This window comes from Sporosarcina sp. FSL W7-1349 (assembly GCF_038003045.1).
GTDB lineage: Bacteria > Bacillota > Bacilli > Bacillales_A > Planococcaceae > Sporosarcina.
In genome coordinates this window covers 541311-556494 of record NZ_JBBOOK010000001.1, presented here as the reverse complement: position 1 = coordinate 556494, position 15184 = coordinate 541311, and the positions used below count along the sequence as shown (strand labels likewise).

The 15184-nt window shown below is 46.2% G+C and carries 21 protein-coding genes and 1 riboswitch; of the genes, 4 read left to right on the top strand and 17 right to left on the bottom strand.

Features of this window, described 5'->3' with window-relative positions:
• Nucleotides 1-87 precede the first annotated feature (87 nt).
• A riboswitch (glycine riboswitch) is annotated at nt 88-179 on the bottom strand.
• Nucleotides 180-362: 183 nt separating this feature from the next.
• Genes MKY41_RS02750 through comGA form a run of 8 tightly spaced genes read right to left on the bottom strand, consistent with a single transcriptional unit; the run spans nt 363 to nt 4641 of the window.
• Complete coding sequence (locus MKY41_RS02750; RefSeq protein WP_340743591.1) at nt 363-905, bottom strand: shikimate kinase; 543 nt, start codon at nt 903-905, stop codon at nt 363-365.
• Nucleotides 906-934: 29 nt separating this feature from the next.
• Entirely contained in the window at nt 935-1108 is a 174-nt protein-coding gene (locus MKY41_RS02745; RefSeq protein WP_158333719.1) for a hypothetical protein, read from the bottom strand.
• The gene (gene comGF / locus MKY41_RS02740) at nt 1089-1514 is read right to left on the bottom strand and encodes a competence type IV pilus minor pilin ComGF (protein WP_340743590.1); all 426 of its coding nucleotides are present in this window, start codon (nt 1512-1514) and stop codon (nt 1089-1091) included. Before comGF ends, MKY41_RS02745 begins: the two co-directional genes overlap by 20 nt.
• Nucleotides 1515-1522: 8 nt before the next feature.
• Complete coding sequence (locus tag MKY41_RS02735; RefSeq protein WP_340743589.1) at nt 1523-1819, bottom strand: hypothetical protein; 297 nt, start codon at nt 1817-1819, stop codon at nt 1523-1525.
• Nucleotides 1812-2255 (bottom strand): prepilin-type N-terminal cleavage/methylation domain-containing protein, encoded by a 444-nt coding sequence (locus MKY41_RS02730; protein ID WP_340743588.1) that lies wholly within the window; start codon nt 2253-2255, stop codon nt 1812-1814. The genes MKY41_RS02735 and MKY41_RS02730 overlap by 8 nt, the downstream gene beginning before the upstream one ends.
• The gene (gene comGC, locus MKY41_RS02725; RefSeq protein WP_340743587.1) at nt 2230-2565 is read right to left on the bottom strand and encodes a competence type IV pilus major pilin ComGC; all 336 of its coding nucleotides are present in this window, start codon (nt 2563-2565) and stop codon (nt 2230-2232) included. The genes MKY41_RS02730 and comGC overlap by 26 nt, the downstream gene beginning before the upstream one ends.
• Before the next feature lie 14 nt (nt 2566-2579).
• Nucleotides 2580-3635, bottom strand: coding sequence for a competence type IV pilus assembly protein ComGB (gene comGB, locus MKY41_RS02720; protein WP_340743586.1), 1056 nt, complete (start codon nt 3633-3635; stop codon nt 2580-2582).
• On the bottom strand, nt 3628-4641 hold the full coding sequence (gene comGA, locus MKY41_RS02715) for a competence type IV pilus ATPase ComGA (protein WP_340743585.1): 1014 nt from the start codon (nt 4639-4641) through the stop codon (nt 3628-3630). Before comGA ends, comGB begins: the two co-directional genes overlap by 8 nt.
• A 331-nt stretch (nt 4642-4972) precedes the next feature.
• Here comGA and MKY41_RS02710 point away from each other — a divergent pair, with 331 nt between their 5' ends.
• Entirely contained in the window at nt 4973-5212 is a 240-nt protein-coding gene (locus MKY41_RS02710) for a DUF2626 family protein (protein ID WP_340743584.1), read from the top strand.
• A 56-nt stretch (nt 5213-5268) separates the two neighbouring features.
• Here MKY41_RS02710 and MKY41_RS02705 read toward each other — a convergent pair whose 3' ends face one another.
• Nucleotides 5269-5904 (bottom strand): MBL fold metallo-hydrolase, encoded by a 636-nt coding sequence (locus tag MKY41_RS02705; protein WP_340743583.1) that lies wholly within the window; start codon nt 5902-5904, stop codon nt 5269-5271.
• Between the two features lie 148 nt (nt 5905-6052).
• Between MKY41_RS02705 and MKY41_RS02700 the strand changes: the two genes are divergently transcribed.
• Nucleotides 6053-6232 carry a DUF2759 domain-containing protein gene (locus MKY41_RS02700; protein WP_340743582.1) on the top strand — a complete coding sequence of 60 codons (180 nt, stop codon included), beginning with the start codon at nt 6053-6055 and terminating at the stop codon, nt 6230-6232.
• Nucleotides 6233-6339: 107 nt separating this feature from the next.
• Here the strand turns inward: MKY41_RS02700 and MKY41_RS02695 are convergent, their stop codons facing one another.
• From MKY41_RS02695 to rpmG, 5 genes are all read right to left on the bottom strand, one after another.
• Nucleotides 6340-7446 carry a YqgU-like beta propeller domain-containing protein gene (locus MKY41_RS02695; protein WP_340743581.1) on the bottom strand — a complete coding sequence of 369 codons (1107 nt, stop codon included), beginning with the start codon at nt 7444-7446 and terminating at the stop codon, nt 6340-6342.
• A gap of 81 nt (nt 7447-7527) precedes the next feature.
• On the bottom strand, nt 7528-9429 hold the full coding sequence (locus MKY41_RS02690; protein ID WP_340743580.1) for an LTA synthase family protein: 1902 nt from the start codon (nt 9427-9429) through the stop codon (nt 7528-7530).
• Nucleotides 9430-9561: 132 nt separating this feature from the next.
• Nucleotides 9562-9765, bottom strand: a complete 204-nt coding sequence (locus MKY41_RS02685) for a YqgQ family protein (protein ID WP_340743579.1) — start codon at nt 9763-9765, stop codon at nt 9562-9564.
• Entirely contained in the window at nt 9765-10340 is a 576-nt protein-coding gene (locus MKY41_RS02680) for a 5-formyltetrahydrofolate cyclo-ligase (protein WP_340743578.1), read from the bottom strand. Before MKY41_RS02680 ends, MKY41_RS02685 begins: the two co-directional genes overlap by 1 nt.
• A gap of 60 nt (nt 10341-10400) precedes the next feature.
• The gene (gene rpmG / locus MKY41_RS02675; protein WP_041075181.1) at nt 10401-10550 is read right to left on the bottom strand and encodes a 50S ribosomal protein L33; all 150 of its coding nucleotides are present in this window, start codon (nt 10548-10550) and stop codon (nt 10401-10403) included.
• 174 nt (nt 10551-10724) lie between these two features.
• Between rpmG and MKY41_RS02670 the strand changes: the two genes are divergently transcribed.
• Entirely contained in the window at nt 10725-11102 is a 378-nt protein-coding gene (locus MKY41_RS02670; protein WP_340743577.1) for a hypothetical protein, read from the top strand.
• The gene (locus MKY41_RS02665) at nt 11099-11611 is read left to right on the top strand and encodes a hypothetical protein (protein ID WP_340743576.1); all 513 of its coding nucleotides are present in this window, start codon (nt 11099-11101) and stop codon (nt 11609-11611) included. Before MKY41_RS02670 ends, MKY41_RS02665 begins: the two co-directional genes overlap by 4 nt.
• Before the next feature lie 44 nt (nt 11612-11655).
• Here MKY41_RS02665 and MKY41_RS02660 read toward each other — a convergent pair whose 3' ends face one another.
• The 3 genes from MKY41_RS02660 to MKY41_RS02650 all read right to left on the bottom strand — a co-directional run bounded on the left by MKY41_RS02660 (nt 11656) and on the right by MKY41_RS02650 (nt 15164).
• Entirely contained in the window at nt 11656-13839 is a 2184-nt protein-coding gene (locus MKY41_RS02660) for a peptidoglycan D,D-transpeptidase FtsI family protein (protein WP_340743575.1), read from the bottom strand.
• A gap of 142 nt (nt 13840-13981) precedes the next feature.
• Nucleotides 13982-14584: a superoxide dismutase gene (locus MKY41_RS02655; protein ID WP_340743574.1), complete on the bottom strand. Its 603-nt coding sequence runs from the start codon at nt 14582-14584 to the stop codon at nt 13982-13984.
• A gap of 97 nt (nt 14585-14681) precedes the next feature.
• On the bottom strand, nt 14682-15164 hold the full coding sequence (locus MKY41_RS02650) for a DUF456 domain-containing protein (protein WP_340743573.1): 483 nt from the start codon (nt 15162-15164) through the stop codon (nt 14682-14684).
• Nucleotides 15165-15184 lie beyond the last annotated feature (20 nt).

Below are 15184 nucleotides of genomic sequence, written 5' to 3'. Positions count from 1 at the left end.
ATTGAGAACCTCTGTCCTGTTACCTGAAAGATTGACCTTGCGGCTTTCCTCGTTGGTGGCCGGCTCATCCGGCGCTCTCCAGAGACGCGTCATGTATGAGTCTTTTTGCCTGAGAGATTCGCAACCTCTGTTACTTGCTCCTTCGGCGACGCTTCCGCGTACTCTCCACATACAATCATTCGCAGTATTCGATTATGTCTGGACACGAAATGTCCTATCGCCATATATCTTAACATTACGAATGAGAAAGCGCAATTGTTTTTAAGAGTTCGCTTTATTCACGAACAATACAAGTTAAAAAAATGTTTTCTTTCGGGTTCCGGCAATTAATCTATATTTCATGCTATTTCAAATCTGTTGCTTCATTTTTTCCCAGCGGTTTCCTTCGGTTTGGCATCCCATTTTAATCGGTAAATCTGAAAGGAGATATAATCCGTAATTTCTCGCAATGTCCGATTCTTTGTTTCCACTTTGAAATGGGCCGCAGCCAAATAAGCTGGCTTCCGTTCTTCATACAGGCTTTCCAGACCGGCGCGGGTCGACCGCTGCACAATCGGCCGCTTTTTCGGTTTGGCTATGCGTTGCCATATGTTTTGGAATGGGGCATTCAAGAAAAAGACCAGTCCTGTGCTTCGCATGATATCCCGGTTCACTTTTCGAACCGGCACGCCTCCTCCTGTCGCAATAATGCAACTTTCATCCCGAAATGTTTGAAGAAATTCGGTTTCCATCTCACGGAACCGCTCCTCTCCATATGTCTCAAAAATTTCGGCGATGGACATCCCCATTTTTTTTACGATTTCCTGGTCCATATCATAAAACGGCATCTTGACGACATAGCTTAACCGTCGACCGATTGCACTTTTACCACATCCCATGTAGCCGATTAAATATACTTTCTTCATTTCATCACCCATCTATTGCAAAAACCTCGTTATTGCTGCATAGTTTTCACTGTTTCATTTTTATAATACGTCTCAACGGAGTCGAACGTCCTGTTTAGACTATCATGCCATGAAACGAGGGTGAAAAGGAAGAGGCTGACGAAAAATAGTAAAACAATGGCTGCTGCCAACATGGCTCCGCGTTCATTCCGGATAAAGCCCAACAGCAAACCCCCTTTCTCTGATGCGTCCATCCAGCATTGTCACGTAGGCTGTCACCATTGACCCGTCAAATGTAAAATTCACGGAACGGACGTTGGTCAGGATGGGCACATGCCCTTCCCCGGCTTTTTGCCATCGGATGACATTTCCCGATTGGCTGACATGATACGTATGTCGGTCGATCCGGAAGCTGATCCTGTTTACATCCGGGATTTCAAGGGTACTAACATTTGTCAGCAATCGCTGAAGATCAATCGCGAACAGTTCCCATTCTGTCGCCGAATGATCGGAAAACTGCCGTTCAATGGGAGCTTTCCAAACAAAAAACAGTAAGAAAAGCTGTAGGAATGCAATTGTAATCAGCAAGTGAAAGATGCTTTCCAGGAAGGTGTACCCTTGCTCATTCACCCTGTTCCTCAACCGGCGCATCTTGTTTCTGTCCCGTCTGCAATCGGGTAGGAAACACAGACGGTTTCCCCCGACACTTCCCATTCATACAGGACATCGTCTATATAGATGGTTCCGGCCGGCTGCCCGATTGCCTGGTAAAGGATTGCCCCTTTATAAGCCGTTTCCATTGCGTACATCGCCCTCCTCTTGTCATGAAGAGTCAAACTCATATGGACGCCGAACGGCAAAAGCGTTCCAAAGACAACGATAACAATCGTTAATGTGAGGATTGCTTCCGGCCAAGAGTATCCTTTCTCATTCATATACGACCACTCTCCCCCGTAAAAATTGGAACCGGATCTCAAAATGGCCGCTTTTTCCGACCAATGTGGCAGTGCCAGAATTCACGATATTCCCGTCTCCTTGGAACTCGATCCTAAACCCGGTACTGCTTGCGTAATGCATCCCTTCTGGAAAAGAGCCTCTTGCGATTTCCTCTGAAGAAACAAATGTAATATACTCCCTTCCTCCATTCCGGATCGCCATTCTTGTGTACGCATTGTGTGCAATCGAATAGGCCTGCATGTCATAGATGGCTGCTATGAAAGCCTGCATCGCTTCTCTCTCGGTCTTCTCATTGATCCACTTGTCGCCAATCGGCAAGATGATTATTGTCAAAATGGTCATGACGGAGAGGACCAGCAGCATTTCAAGAAAGGTAAATCCGTACTCATTACGTCCCTGACGCTTCTCCAGCATTGCCTGTCACTTCCACTTTTCCGTCACCGTCTATGACCAATTCCCTGCCATCCGGACAACTTGCTCCTTCCGGAAGATAGTCAGCATCTGATAATTCCGCCACTGAACTTGGAATCTGTTTATTTTCCATCTTATATGCCTCCACCTGCCCTTGCACCATCTTCACATACGCCTGGCACCCCTTATCATCGATCGACTTCGAATGCTTCGTCACGTTCGGAATGGCAACTAAAATCAATACGGAAATAATTAACAAGACGATCATCATTTCTATCAAGGTGAACCCTCGCTCATTTCGGTTAAATTTCAATATAATCTCTCCTTCTATAAATGATCCAACATGCCATAGACCGGTAATAATATCGCGAGATAGGCTGCTAAGATGCAAATGGCAATTCCGCTGAACAGGACGGGTTGCAGCAACGACAGGGCACGGGATAGCTTACGTTCCATCACATCGTTCAGATGATCACTGTAGATGAGTAACTCCTTCGCCAAATGGCCGCTGTCCGCCCCGTGCTTGGCAAAGCTCCCCAACTGTTTGGCCAGTCCATCCGACAGTTCAATCGCGGAATGGAACGGTTCACCATAAATGACCTGTTCTCTCACCCTCCTTGCGATTTCGGCGAGCACGACATCCAATTCTTGTTCAATCAAAACCCCAAGCGCGTTTTGCAAGGAAAGGCCGGATTGCAATAGACTCCCCATCTCACTGGAAAAGTCCCTCGTTTTCAAGTTAATGAAAAAGGCACCTCCAATGGGGATGGCAATCATCCAACGAATTTTTCGGTCCACCGGAAGCCGTCTATAAAAAAAGGCCGTACTAACAATCGTAACTAAGAGAACTAGGGCGAATAACAAAATCGCATCAGGAATCCTCGAAACGATGACAGGCAATAACGATACAATCGAACTCCCGTCGCTTTGTCTCGCGATTGCAAGTGCTTCCATATTCGGCAGGAAAAGATACCGGAACGCTAGCAACAATGCTGCAATAAATAAGAACAGCACGGAAGGATAAAGCAGCAACCCTTTCAACCTCTTTTGCTTCTCTTCCGTGCTTTTCAATCGATTGGCCATTTCCAATAAGGCCCGCCCCAGCTGTCCATCGATTTCAGCGATGGCGACCGGGAGCAGACTCGCAGCTGTGAAGCCAAGCCGCCGCAGGATATGCGTGACGCCTAGGCCTGCAGACAAATCTTCCTCAACCCGCTGCAGAACGACGGTATAGTTTTGGATATGATGCGGCAACAATAGCCGTACCGAATCATGGAATGTATAGCCTTCTTCCAGTAGGATCGACAACCTTTTCAGAAAGGAAGGCTTGTCCTGCAGATCTTCCTCTTTCCTGCGCCAGAGCCTTTCCAAATATTTATTCATGGAGAACGCTCTCCGACATGCTATATTTCTTCGCAAGAGAATCCAGTTTCAGATCAGAAGGCAAATGGACACGGTCTCCCCGCATGATTGCGTCTGCCATGGCATCCAGTTCGGAGCCGCTCACAATTTCAAAAATGGCGCTTTGCTTTCCATCGGCCGTCTGGATCAGCCGCTGTGCCGAGATGCAAATAATCGTCTGCCGAAGTTCTTCTGCCGTAATTCCAAAGTCCAGCATGCGGTAAAAACAGCCGATGGGATCTTTGGAATGGACTGTCGTTAATACAAGATGTCCGGTCAATGCGGCTTCGACAGCAATTTTCGCTGTTTCGGCGTCCCGGATTTCCCCGATCATGATGACATCGGGCGAGTGGCGAAGGATGGCTTTTAAGCCGGTCGAATAGGTCATGCCGGATTGTTCATTCACTTGAACTTGAAGTAGATGGGAATGGTTGTTTTCAACAGGGTCTTCCAACGTGATGACGTGTCGGTTGAGATGGTTTGCACAATGGGCTGTCAATGAGTAGATCGTCGTCGTCTTTCCGCAGCCGGTCGGCCCAGTCATTAGAAACAACCCCTGCTGTTGGGAAACAGCATCGGTCAATTGTCCAGCCCACTTCTGCTCGAGACAAAGCCTGTCGATGGGGACGATTCGGTCGTGTTTCTGCAAACGGATGACGACACTTTCTTTCATGTGGATAGAGGGGATGGTCGAAACTCGGAAAGAAAAATTTTCACCTTGGATCTGTTTATGGAATGAGCCGCTTTGGGGTTTGCGTCTATCGCTTATATCAAGTGAGGAAAGGAACTTATAAAACGAAATCATCCGCCCCGCCAATTGCTGCGGGATAATACCTGTCTGATCCAGTTTCGCAAACTTTTTAAAGTAGACTTGGTATCCTTCCCGGATAGGCGTGAGGTGGATATCAGTCGCCTCATAGGCGATCGCCTTTTCGAGCAACTGGAAACACTTTCGGTCAATCACATGTCCATTACTGATATCGGACACCTCTCTTTCTGGAATGACGAAAGACTGCTTTTCGTTCCAACAAAAGCATACGATATTTTCCAGCCGATTGGAATGCTTTCCGTCAAAGTCGTATTTTGCTCAATAAAAAATGGTCAAATTCCCATTTTGACGTCATTTCGGCGACTTATATCCGTATTTATTCATAGTCTGCCACTTTTCATATGCTGAAAATGGGATTTTGGTCTTTTTTCAGACAAGCATCCATCGGTTTGTCACAATGTGTACATGATTGCAGTTTACATCTCTGATCGTTATCCATTATAATGAGATGGAGCTTATTGTAATGTTTTTTTAAGGAGGGACAGGACATATGGATAACATGTTCAAGCTACTAGGCTTCTGGACAGGCATTTTCGCTGTTATGTTTTTTATCGGCGATATGATGACAGCTTCGGTTATTTTCGTAGCGAGTACACTTTTCTTCCTATTGCTCGGATTCTTGAATCTTACAGAGCGTATGTATATGTACATGTTTGGCGCATACCTGATGATTTTCATGGTAGGGTTCAGCTACTATGCGACGTTTATACACGTACAAGGCGCCCACTAAAACGTACATACAAAAAAACAGCCCCTGTCGGCTGTTTTTTTGTTTCCTTTTTTAATTCAGAATCCGTTAAGGAACGGGTTGGCATCTTTTTCGTAATCAGGTGTCGTTGCCGGACCGTGCCCCGGATAAATAATGCAATCGTCATCCAACGTCAATAGTTTGTCGTGAATGGAAGCGAGCAGAGTCGCCGTATCTCCTCCTGGCAAGTCGGTCCTGCCGACGCTTTGCCTGAACAGCGTATCGCCAACCACTGCAAATCCTGCATCTTCGAAAATGAAGGATACACTGCCCGGTGAGTGCCCCGGTGTATGACGGACGTCTATCGCGAATGGACCGAGTTCCAGCTCGCCTTCCGCCAATAGATGCTCCGCTTCCCGATTGCGCACGACCGGCAATCCCGGATAGCGGGAGGAACCGTTTAAATCAGGGTTAGAGAGCCATTCCTGCTCAGCTGGATGGATATGGACTGGGATACCAAAATGATCCCGTACAGCGTCCACTGCCCCGATATGGTCGAAATGCGCATGGGTCAGCAGTATGGCGATCGGCTTCAGTCCCGCCCCTTTGATTGTCTGGATAATGCGTTCCGCTTCTTCTCCGGGATCGACAATCAGACATTGGCTGCCCGGCTCTTCAATGATATAACAATTCGTTTGAATTGGCCCTAGCGGATATGTATGGATTTTCAACATATTCACCCCTCCTGAAATCCATACTACTGAATGGCGAGATGGATTTCAAATTTTCGTCATTAATTGGCCTCGACAAAGGGCGGGCTTACCAGTACAATAGAAGAGGAATATTGCTATAGTGGCTTCGCTGTGAAAGGAGTGTCTACCCATGAACTTATTAATGGTCATCTTTGGACTGATTGCAATCCTGGCAGTAGTCGGAACAGTTCAAGCTATCAAAGAACGTAATGTTTTGAGTATTCTTTTCAATCTCGGGACTGCAGTCGTCATCGGAGGATTTACGCTTGCAACAATCATCTTCCAAGGGTATCCACCTTCATTGCATTAAGACATCCGCCGGAGGCTTAACATCATTCAGCTGGAGCTGAATCGAATGCTAACTTTGCGGAATCAAATTAAAAAACATCCTTTATGCTTCGGCATGAAGGATGTTTTTTAATTCTCCGGAAAGGAAAGCCAAGTTTCTTTCTCTCCCGTTTCAGTATGGATTAACGTTTCAGATGTAAAGCCCGTCAGGCATCTATTCCCAGAGGGGGAACAACGCGGTTTCACGGCTTCCACTTCATCCGCAACTACCTTTTGCTGTGTTCCTTTCATTTGGATCAGTTGCATAGGTGATTGCATTTCATCGATCAGACCGCCTATCTCAGGAGACGTCATAAACATCTCATCGTCCGATACCCATGCCATCTCGGGAATCACCCACTCCGAATAATTGCTAACGGCAGGCATTTTCCATTGGTGCCGGATCGTTCCATCAGTCTCCATCCACGTATATATCGCTTCTTCTTTTTCATCCACCTGAACCGCAAGAAGATTGTCCCGATACGTATCGAAATACACGATGTCTGCTAGCTCCAAATCACGCTGATTCCCCGTTGCCGGATCATAAATCTCGATGGTTCCCCCATCCAAGGCGTGGTCTTCGATATGGCCGGATGCGATCAAATCCTTGCCAAACCATTTTGGAAAGGGATCTTCCAGGTCGACCAACTCTAAATAGTCCTCGTGGCCGTCATATAGAAACAGATCAAAGGACCAATCTTCGTGAAAGGCCGTCAACAAAATTCGGGATGGATCTGAATCATTCCATTCGATGCCAAGCTCGGATGATTCGACAACAACTTCATCTTCCACTGAGCCTTCCATGGAAAGGATTTTCACTGTGGCAGAAAGAGGATTATCGCTCGTATGTATAAGAAGAAAATCTTTAGAAGGATGGATCAATACATCAATGATGATCGAGGGATCCTCGTAGATCGTGTCAATGGCGCCGGTTATCATATTGAAACGTTTGACTTCGTAGAGGCCTTCCTTTTTTTCAACAAAAACGACTTCTTTATCGGATAGCCAATCGGCAACGAAATGAAAGGATGCCAGATCCGCATCTAAATGATGCAGCTCCCGCTTCACTTCTTCTACTTGCTGCTCAGGCGGTTCTGTTACGACCGGACTTTCCTTCATCTGTTCAACGGGTTCGCCTTTGCATCCTGCCAGCAATAAGGTTGTTGCTATGCTTAAAGCAAGCAACCGCTTTTTCAAATCCGCTACCTCCTTTTCAATAAATTACCTATTAATTCGTTTAAAAAAGACTGCACGGAGAAGTTTCCGTGCAGAATTCTTTTATTCTTCCTTCTTTTCACCCGAAGTGATGTAAGACTTGTTTCCTTCCTCTTTAAAGCGGAGCAAGTCTCCATTGATAATCATATCCGAGTAGCCGAGTTCATTGGTTGCCCGCTCTACATACGGTTCGCATGGAGCAGGATCAATCTCTTCTCCCGTCTCTGCATCGTAGCAGACTTCCTGGGTATAGACATACTTGTCTGTCACAAATCGTCCATCCCGGAAGATGACGAACTCTTCATTGTCTGGTGAGAACAAGTCCTCTCCCATTTGCATATCTTTTTTCGTATCGATACCGAGTAAGTGAAGGATGGTCGGTCTTAGGTCGAGTTGACCTGAAAGTTCGCTCTTCACTTCGCCTTTCCCATAGCCTGGAATATGGATGAAAAGAGGCACTTTCTGCAAGACCGCATTGTCATATGGCGTGATTTCTTTATCCAAATACATACCCATTGCTTTATTATGATTTTCGGAAATGCCGTAATGGTCACCATACATGACAATGATGGAGTTTTCATACAGGCCGCTTTCCTTCAATTTCTCAAAAAACACTTTGACAGCTTCATCCATGTAACGGACCGTCTGGAAGTATTTGTTCAATGTATTGGAATTGGACGTATATGCCGGGATCAGCATATCTTCCTCATCAAGATCAAACGGGTGATGGTTCGTCAATGTGATCATTCTCGAAGCGAACGGCTGCGGCATCTCTTTCATCAGCTCAACCGATTGATCAAAGTATGGGATGTCTTTCATTCCCCAGTTGACCGCTTGGCCTTCTTCGATTTCATAACTTTCTACATCGTAATATTTCTGGATTCCTAGGGCATGGTACATAATGTCCCGGTTCCAGAAGCTTCGGTTGTTTGCGTGCATTACATTGGTGAAATACCCATTCTCCGAAAGTCGCTCAGATAGCGCTTGGTACGTATTTCCGCTGTTTGTGAAGAATACCGCACCGCCGTTTCGGCCATAGAGGGAGTTTTCCAAAATGAATTCTGAATCCGAAGTTTTCCCTAAACCTGTTTGATGATAGAAATTATCAAAATAAAACGTGTCCGGATCCTTCGTCAACTCATTCAAGAACGGTGTGATGACATGACCGTCCATTTCATTATTGATGACAAAATTTTGCAGGGACTCCAAAGAGACAAGGATTACGTTCCGACCTTTAGCGACTCCATACATGTCCGGGTCTGGTTCAGCATAGTTCGCGGAAATATAGTTCCCAACCTCCGCAAGCTCACTTCCGTCAGCAAGTGCACGTTGGGCATGGGACTTCGACTGGACGAACAGATCATAAATATGATAGTTATACGTCCCGATGTTTTTCACGAGCAACTCCCTGTCGAAGCTCCGAGTGAGCAATTGAGGTCTTTCCGTCTCGGCTAGCCCCAAATTGACCATCATGATGGCAGCAGTGGCGACAAAATAGAGTTTACGCCCGATATTCCCAGTGCGGACGGCATGAGACTGCTCCGGAATATATTTCATAGCTAGCAGGACAATAAAAAAGTCCGTGAAAAAGAAAATATCCGTCATTTGGATATTGGCTGTCACCGACGAGGATAGATCCCCGAAATTGCTTGTTTGCATCAATACCGGCAATGTGATGAAATCATTGAAGAATCGATAGAATACCGCATTGCTGAACATGACGATGGAAGTGATCAAACTGATAGCCAATATATATCGGTTGCGAGTTTTTGTCTTCTTAATGAATAAAGATAATCCATAGATGAATAATAGAAAACTGAGGGGATTCATAAAAAGAATGAATTCCTGCATCAAATTATCGATTTTCATGTTAAAACTGGTCAAATAGCCAAAATAAGTGGTAAGCCATGTGGCGATGATCGCTATGGCGAGAACGGAGTGTTTTGGCCAAGATAATTTTCTCATTCCTTATCTCCCTTTCAAATTTTTCTGTACGATAGATGTCATATATAACCTGGATCACTCCAACACCCGCTATCTATTAGACGGATGGAAAGCCGGAAAGTTTCATTATCTAATGATATAGCGAGAAAAGACCTACGAATCCTTGGATTTCCACTTGGTTAATTCCTCCCGCAGAACTAGAGTCGCCTCTAGATATTCTTCCTTGGGCACTAACCCGGAATCATACAAATCCTTCACTTCCGATTGCATCATTTCCAAATCCGCTTTTCTGTCACCTGTATATATATAAATTCCGAAGCGCTTTAAAAGACCGACCACTTTTAGAAGATTTGCCATCAGTGAATTCCCTTTCGGCAAATGATGACTTCCTCTTCAGTGAAAATCTTCGGTACTGGAATATCATGTTCTTCCAAAGGAATATTGTGCCCCGTCTGGCACTTGAATGCAAGCGAAATCATCTCGCCATCATAATCGGACAAATACCGATCATAATAACCGCCACCGAAGCCGATCCGATACCCAGCCGGTGAATACAGGACACCGGGCACGATCTGCAAGTCAATGTCCCCTTTTCCAATCGGCACCGTCCGATCCACAATCGGTTCCTTCAGGTCCATGTAGACTGTCTCCAAGTCATTCAAAGAAGCGAGAAGCCGGAAATCCATTTCCCTTGTAGAGCGTATGCATTTCGGTACTGCAATCTTCTTTCCAGCTTCCCACGAAGCCTGGATCAACGGAATCGTGTTTACCTCCGGAAATCTCGAAACAGTGATACCGATAATGTCGGCATTCCTGAATTCCTCAGAACCTAACACACTGTCAGTGATTGCCTCTGAGAAATGTTGATGGGTGGAACGCTCCATCCTTCTCAATAATTCCAACATCTGGTTACGGAGAAAGTTTTTACTCATTACTATACCCCCAGTTTGAAATGAAAAAACCAAAACCCGTGAAGGTTTTGGCCATGGCGATTATTTCGTTTCACGGTGCAAAGTTTGTTTTTTGTCACGTGAGCAATATTTTTTCATTTCAAGACGTTCCGGATTGTTACGCTTGTTTTTCTTTGAAATATAGTTGCGCTCGCCGCATTCTGTGCAAGCAAGTGTAATGTTTACGCGCATTGTTATCCCTCCCACTCATCAGGAATAGTAAAAGTAATATGAGCATGATTTATACGACTTTATAATTGTACCATATCATCTCAAGATGTCTAGTGGGAAATTTGAAATTTCCTAACGGGAAGGCATATGGTACTATGGGGAAAAGGTATATTTTTTTGGAGGATTGATCGCTCGATGGACATCCCAATCATATTACTCATCATAGGACTTATCCTGGTCATCGCTTCTTTCTTCGTCAAGGGGTCGAATGGACGTTACGCCGATGAATTGGAGAAAATTTCAATTAGTCTGCACCAAGAGACGAATCATTTGAAGAAAAGGTTGAAAACCGTGGAGGAGGAATTGATGATCGGGATCGGGGGAAGTTCCACCTCGCCAATGAATTCCCCGCAAGTGAAAAAAACGGCACCGAAACCGATTCATGAAATCATCGTCAATCAAATTCTTTCGCTGCACGCGCAAGGTTATACGATCGGCGAGATTGCCAAACGTTCCTCTCTTACCAACGAAGATGTCGTCCATGTCCTCAGTTCTCGGGGGATGCTGAAATGATGAAAGAATTATTGCGCACGATCGGAATCAGCTGTCTCGTTGCGGGGGGCGTCCTTTATTTTACAGGACAAGTGGAAACCCCGTCCGATCCAGATTTGATGGGCTTACAAACAAAATTGGAAAAGACGGAAGAGGAACTAGCACGGGCGAAAGAGGCTTTGGCAATGATTCAAACCTCTTCTTCGACGGATCACCTCCCTTCCCAGCCGACTGAACAAGAACCGAAACGCGAACAGGCGGAGCCGCCCCAGAAAGAGCAACCAGCCACTCCAGACGCTGAGGATCCAGCCCAGTCAGCCGTCAAAACTGTCTTGGCAATACAACCCGGTTCCAATTCAACAACCGTGTCTGCGGCTTTAGAGCGGCTTGGTATTGTGGAGGATGGAAGTGAATTTGAAACGTACTTGGTTTCACAAAAATTGGCCGGCAAAATCCAGATCGGAGAGCACGAACTCGATTCGACTATGGATTACAAAACCATTGCCAGGACAATCACTTCAGCAAAATGAAAACAACACCCGGCGGCCGGTAGAGCCGTTCGGGTGTTGTTTTATTATTTAGCAAGATCTTTCTCGTATGCCGGTTTGATCGTTACGGAAACTTCCGATTCATCTTCTTGCAGCCGTTTTTCCTTCAACTCGAAATATTTATTGACGGCTGCTTTAGCCAAGGCATTATTCGGATAGGCGTATCCACCACTAGTATAGGTGGATACGTGCGGGACAAGGATGGCATAGGCGATTTCAGGTTTTTCAAAAGGAGCGAAGCCGACGTGGGCAACCGAGATCGTCTGTGTTCCCCAAAGACTGCGGTCTTCTCCTTCGTAATAACCGGATTGTGCAGTTCCCGTCTTCCCTCCTGCATCGAATCCTGCACCATCAAATAGGCCTCTTGCTGTCCCCCTAGGACCGTAATACGTATAATACATCCCTTGCTTCACTCTGGCGATCTCTTCATCGCTGTTTGCAATCCGGTTGAGTACGACCGGTTCCATCTCTTGCAGGAGCGGTCCGAATGTCTGTCCGTCTGGAGAAGGTTCGTAGACGGCTTTCAACACTTTCGGGGCGACCCGATAGCCGTCGTTTGCGATGGTCGAAACGTATTGGGCAAGTTGCAACGGGGTGTACGTATCGAACTGTCCGATAGCGAAGTCCAATAGTTTACCGGGCTCCGAACGATTCGGCTCGACTGAAATCCCAGTCACTTCTCCCGGCAGGTCGATGCCAGTCTTCACGCCCAACCCAAAAGAGGCGTAGCTGTTCCGAAATTTATCAAATGCCGCAAAGTCGATTTTCAAGCCGCCGTTCGGCACATAGGAATAATTCCCGAGACCCATCGCGATTTTGAACATGTAGACGTTTGACGAACGGCCGATCGCTTCGACGTCAGTCATTGCTATACGGCCTGAACGGTTGAAAACCGACGATTTTCTTCCTCCGCCCCTTAATAGGATCGGTTCATCGACCTTCACTTCGCCGACGCGAGCTGCACCGTATTGGTATCCAGTCATCAAAGTCGCCATTTTGATAGTGGATCCCGCTTCATAGGCAGTGCTGAATGTACCGAACGTATAGTCCCGTATTTCATATTTCCCCGTCTCTTTGTCTCTCACTACCTGCTTTCCGACTAACGCGAGGACCTCCCCGGTGTTCGGATTCATCATGACGACGAATGCACGGTCCAACAGGCGGGTATCCGATCGTTTCTTTAATTGCAATAACTCTTCGGATACCATATTTTCCACTTCGAGCTGCAATTCGCTGTCGATGGTAAGCATCAGATCTTTACCGGGCTCCCCTTCTTTAATGGTTTTCGTCTCCACAACGCGCCCTGTCCGATCCTTGACATTTTTCACAATCGTCTTCTGCCCTTTCAGCAGATCCTCATAATACTGTTCGAAATAACTGCGGCCAACCCGGTCGTTGCGGGAATAATCCCTCGCCAAATAATAGTCGAGGTGGGTTCTCGGAATCCCTTCGGTCGGACTGGTCGTGGAGCCGAGTATCGCATTGCTCGACATCTTGACCCGATCCCAGTCAGTCGTCGTATTAACGCCCGGTAGGTCGTCCAAACGTTCAGAGACTGCAGCGAATTCCCTTTCTGTAACATCTTTATTCTTGATGATTTGCGGGGAGAACGCGTAGCCTGTCGTCATTTCACGATAGATGGCCAGCACTTCCATGTCGGCGTCCGTCAATGTGGCCAGTTCCTCATCGGTCACCCTGTCCCGTGTCATCTGAGTGATCTGTCGTTGGACTTCCCTCTCGGTCAACGTCTTATCTTCTTTGATTTTTGCAATTTCTTTTTTCGAAACCTTTTCAGCCGCCTCTTCGCTGTTCAATAAAATCCAAAAGTCTTTCTTGTCCCCCAAAGTGACCCGCTTCGTATCCTGCTCAATCAAGTCGGCGAGCTTCCGGGCAATATCCAACATCTCTTTCGCAGTTGTCGTAGACATTTTCGTATAGGTGATGGCATTTTTCGGATCATTGTCGACCATGATCCTTCCGGTGCGATCGAACAATCGGCCCCGGGGAACGCTCGTATTGACCGGAATCTCCTCTTTCTTTTCAAGCTCCGTTCTGTAATCTTCCCCTTTGACGATTTGCAAATAACCGAGCCGGAATATGAGCAATGAAAAAAGGACAAAGATGGAAAAGAACAGGAAATTCATCCGGAATGCAATATGTTTACGTTGCCTTATTTTAGCTTGATCTGCTTTTCGGATCTGTTTTTTCATCCTGCTCCCCCTTTCCTATGTATCCATATCCGAAATTACGTTTCTATCAAAGGCGTTTCTACCACCCTGCATTATATCATTAGAAACAAAAAAAGCACACATCTATAGACGATATAGATGTGTGCTTGGTTGCAAATAAAGTTTATTTACCGTAACGTTTTGCCACTTCGTCCCAATTGACTACGTTCCAGAACGCTGAAATGTAATCAGGGCGACGGTTTTGATAGTTTAGGTAGTAAGCATGCTCCCAAACGTCAAGCCCGAGCAGCGGCGTTTTGCCTTCCATCAATGGGGAGTCTTGGTTTGCAGTGGACATCACTTCAAGTTCTCCATTGTTCAGAACGAGCCACGCCCAACCGGAACCGAAACGAGTTGCGCCCGCTTTCGCGAACTCCTCTTTGAACGCATCGAAGCTTCCAAATTTCTTATCGATTGCTTCCGCCAATGCGCCGGATGGATTTCCTCCGCCGTTTGGAGAAAGGATTTGCCAGAAGAATGTATGGTTCGCATGGCCACCACCGTTGTTGCGGACAGCCGTACGTTTCTCTTCCGGAACTGCATCCAAGTTTGAAATAAGGTCTTCGATCGATTTGCTTAGCAATTCGTCGTTTCCTTCAAGTGCATTGTTCAAGTTTGTGATGTACGTGTTGTGGTGTTTCGTGTGGTGGATGTTCATCGTTTCTTTGTCAATGTGGGGTTCTAGCGCATCGTATGCGTATGGCAATTCTGGTAAAGTGTAAGCCATTCGTCCATTCCTCCTTGAAAATATCAATAAGTTTGCTACGTATTCAACCTTATCAAAATTGCAAAAAACGTTCAAATAAAATGGACTATCTCGATTTTTATCGAATAAAAACAATGAAAAGGACAATCATCAATACCATGATGGCCCCTTTTGTCACAACGGAGGTCAGGAATCCGACGAGCGATCCGATTCCCGTCTTGAATGATTGCTTCCATCCTGAACGGGAAACGACCAGTTCCGCAATGACTGCTCCAAGGAACGGCCCGACCAGGATTCCGGCGACAGGGATGAGGAAGGGTCCGACCAATAGGCCGATCGTGCTCCCCCACATGCCTGCTTTGGATCCGCCGAACTTTTTTACTCCGACCAGATTGGACAATGTATCCGCACCGAACAACAAGACAAGGAATAATATCTGGATGATCCAGAAAAGGACGTTCATCCCTTCAAACGAATCGATCCAACCATAAAAGAGGAATCCTCCCATGATGAAGAGGGCGGATGGGATGACAGGATACACCAATCCTGCAAATGCTATTGCAAATGATAGTCCTGCTGCAATCCACGCGATAATCTCCACTTTCCGACCCCTCCCTTCCC

What these genes read in the sequence shown, in the direction of transcription:
- MKY41_RS02700 (WP_340743582.1), top strand. Translation starts at nt 6,053, where the DNA reads ATGAACTTATTAATGGTCATCTTTGGACTGATTGCAATCCTGGCAGTA.
- comGB (WP_340743586.1), bottom strand. Translation starts at nt 3,635, where the DNA reads ATGAATAAATATTTGGAAAGGCTCTGGCGCAGGAAAGAGGAAGATCTG.
- MKY41_RS02685 (WP_340743579.1), bottom strand. Translation starts at nt 9,765, where the DNA reads ATGGCAAATCTTCTAAAAGTGGTCGGTCTTTTAAAGCGCTTCGGAATT.
- MKY41_RS02735 (WP_340743589.1), bottom strand. Translation starts at nt 1,819, where the DNA reads ATGAATGAGAAAGGATACTCTTGGCCGGAAGCAATCCTCACATTAACG.
- MKY41_RS02710 (WP_340743584.1), top strand. Translation starts at nt 4,973, where the DNA reads ATGGATAACATGTTCAAGCTACTAGGCTTCTGGACAGGCATTTTCGCT.
- MKY41_RS02670 (WP_340743577.1), top strand. Translation starts at nt 10,725, where the DNA reads ATGGACATCCCAATCATATTACTCATCATAGGACTTATCCTGGTCATC.
- MKY41_RS02690 (WP_340743580.1), bottom strand. Translation starts at nt 9,429, where the DNA reads ATGAGAAAATTATCTTGGCCAAAACACTCCGTTCTCGCCATAGCGATC.
- MKY41_RS02750 (WP_340743591.1), bottom strand. Translation starts at nt 905, where the DNA reads ATGAAGAAAGTATATTTAATCGGCTACATGGGATGTGGTAAAAGTGCA.
- MKY41_RS02730 (WP_340743588.1), bottom strand. Translation starts at nt 2,255, where the DNA reads ATGCTGGAGAAGCGTCAGGGACGTAATGAGTACGGATTTACCTTTCTT.
- MKY41_RS02665 (WP_340743576.1), top strand. Translation starts at nt 11,099, where the DNA reads ATGATGAAAGAATTATTGCGCACGATCGGAATCAGCTGTCTCGTTGCG.
- rpmG (WP_041075181.1), bottom strand. Translation starts at nt 10,550, where the DNA reads ATGCGCGTAAACATTACACTTGCTTGCACAGAATGCGGCGAGCGCAAC.
- MKY41_RS02705 (WP_340743583.1), bottom strand. Translation starts at nt 5,904, where the DNA reads ATGTTGAAAATCCATACATATCCGCTAGGGCCAATTCAAACGAATTGT.
- MKY41_RS02680 (WP_340743578.1), bottom strand. Translation starts at nt 10,340, where the DNA reads ATGAGTAAAAACTTTCTCCGTAACCAGATGTTGGAATTATTGAGAAGG.
- MKY41_RS02660 (WP_340743575.1), bottom strand. Translation starts at nt 13,839, where the DNA reads ATGAAAAAACAGATCCGAAAAGCAGATCAAGCTAAAATAAGGCAACGT.
- MKY41_RS02655 (WP_340743574.1), bottom strand. Translation starts at nt 14,584, where the DNA reads ATGGCTTACACTTTACCAGAATTGCCATACGCATACGATGCGCTAGAA.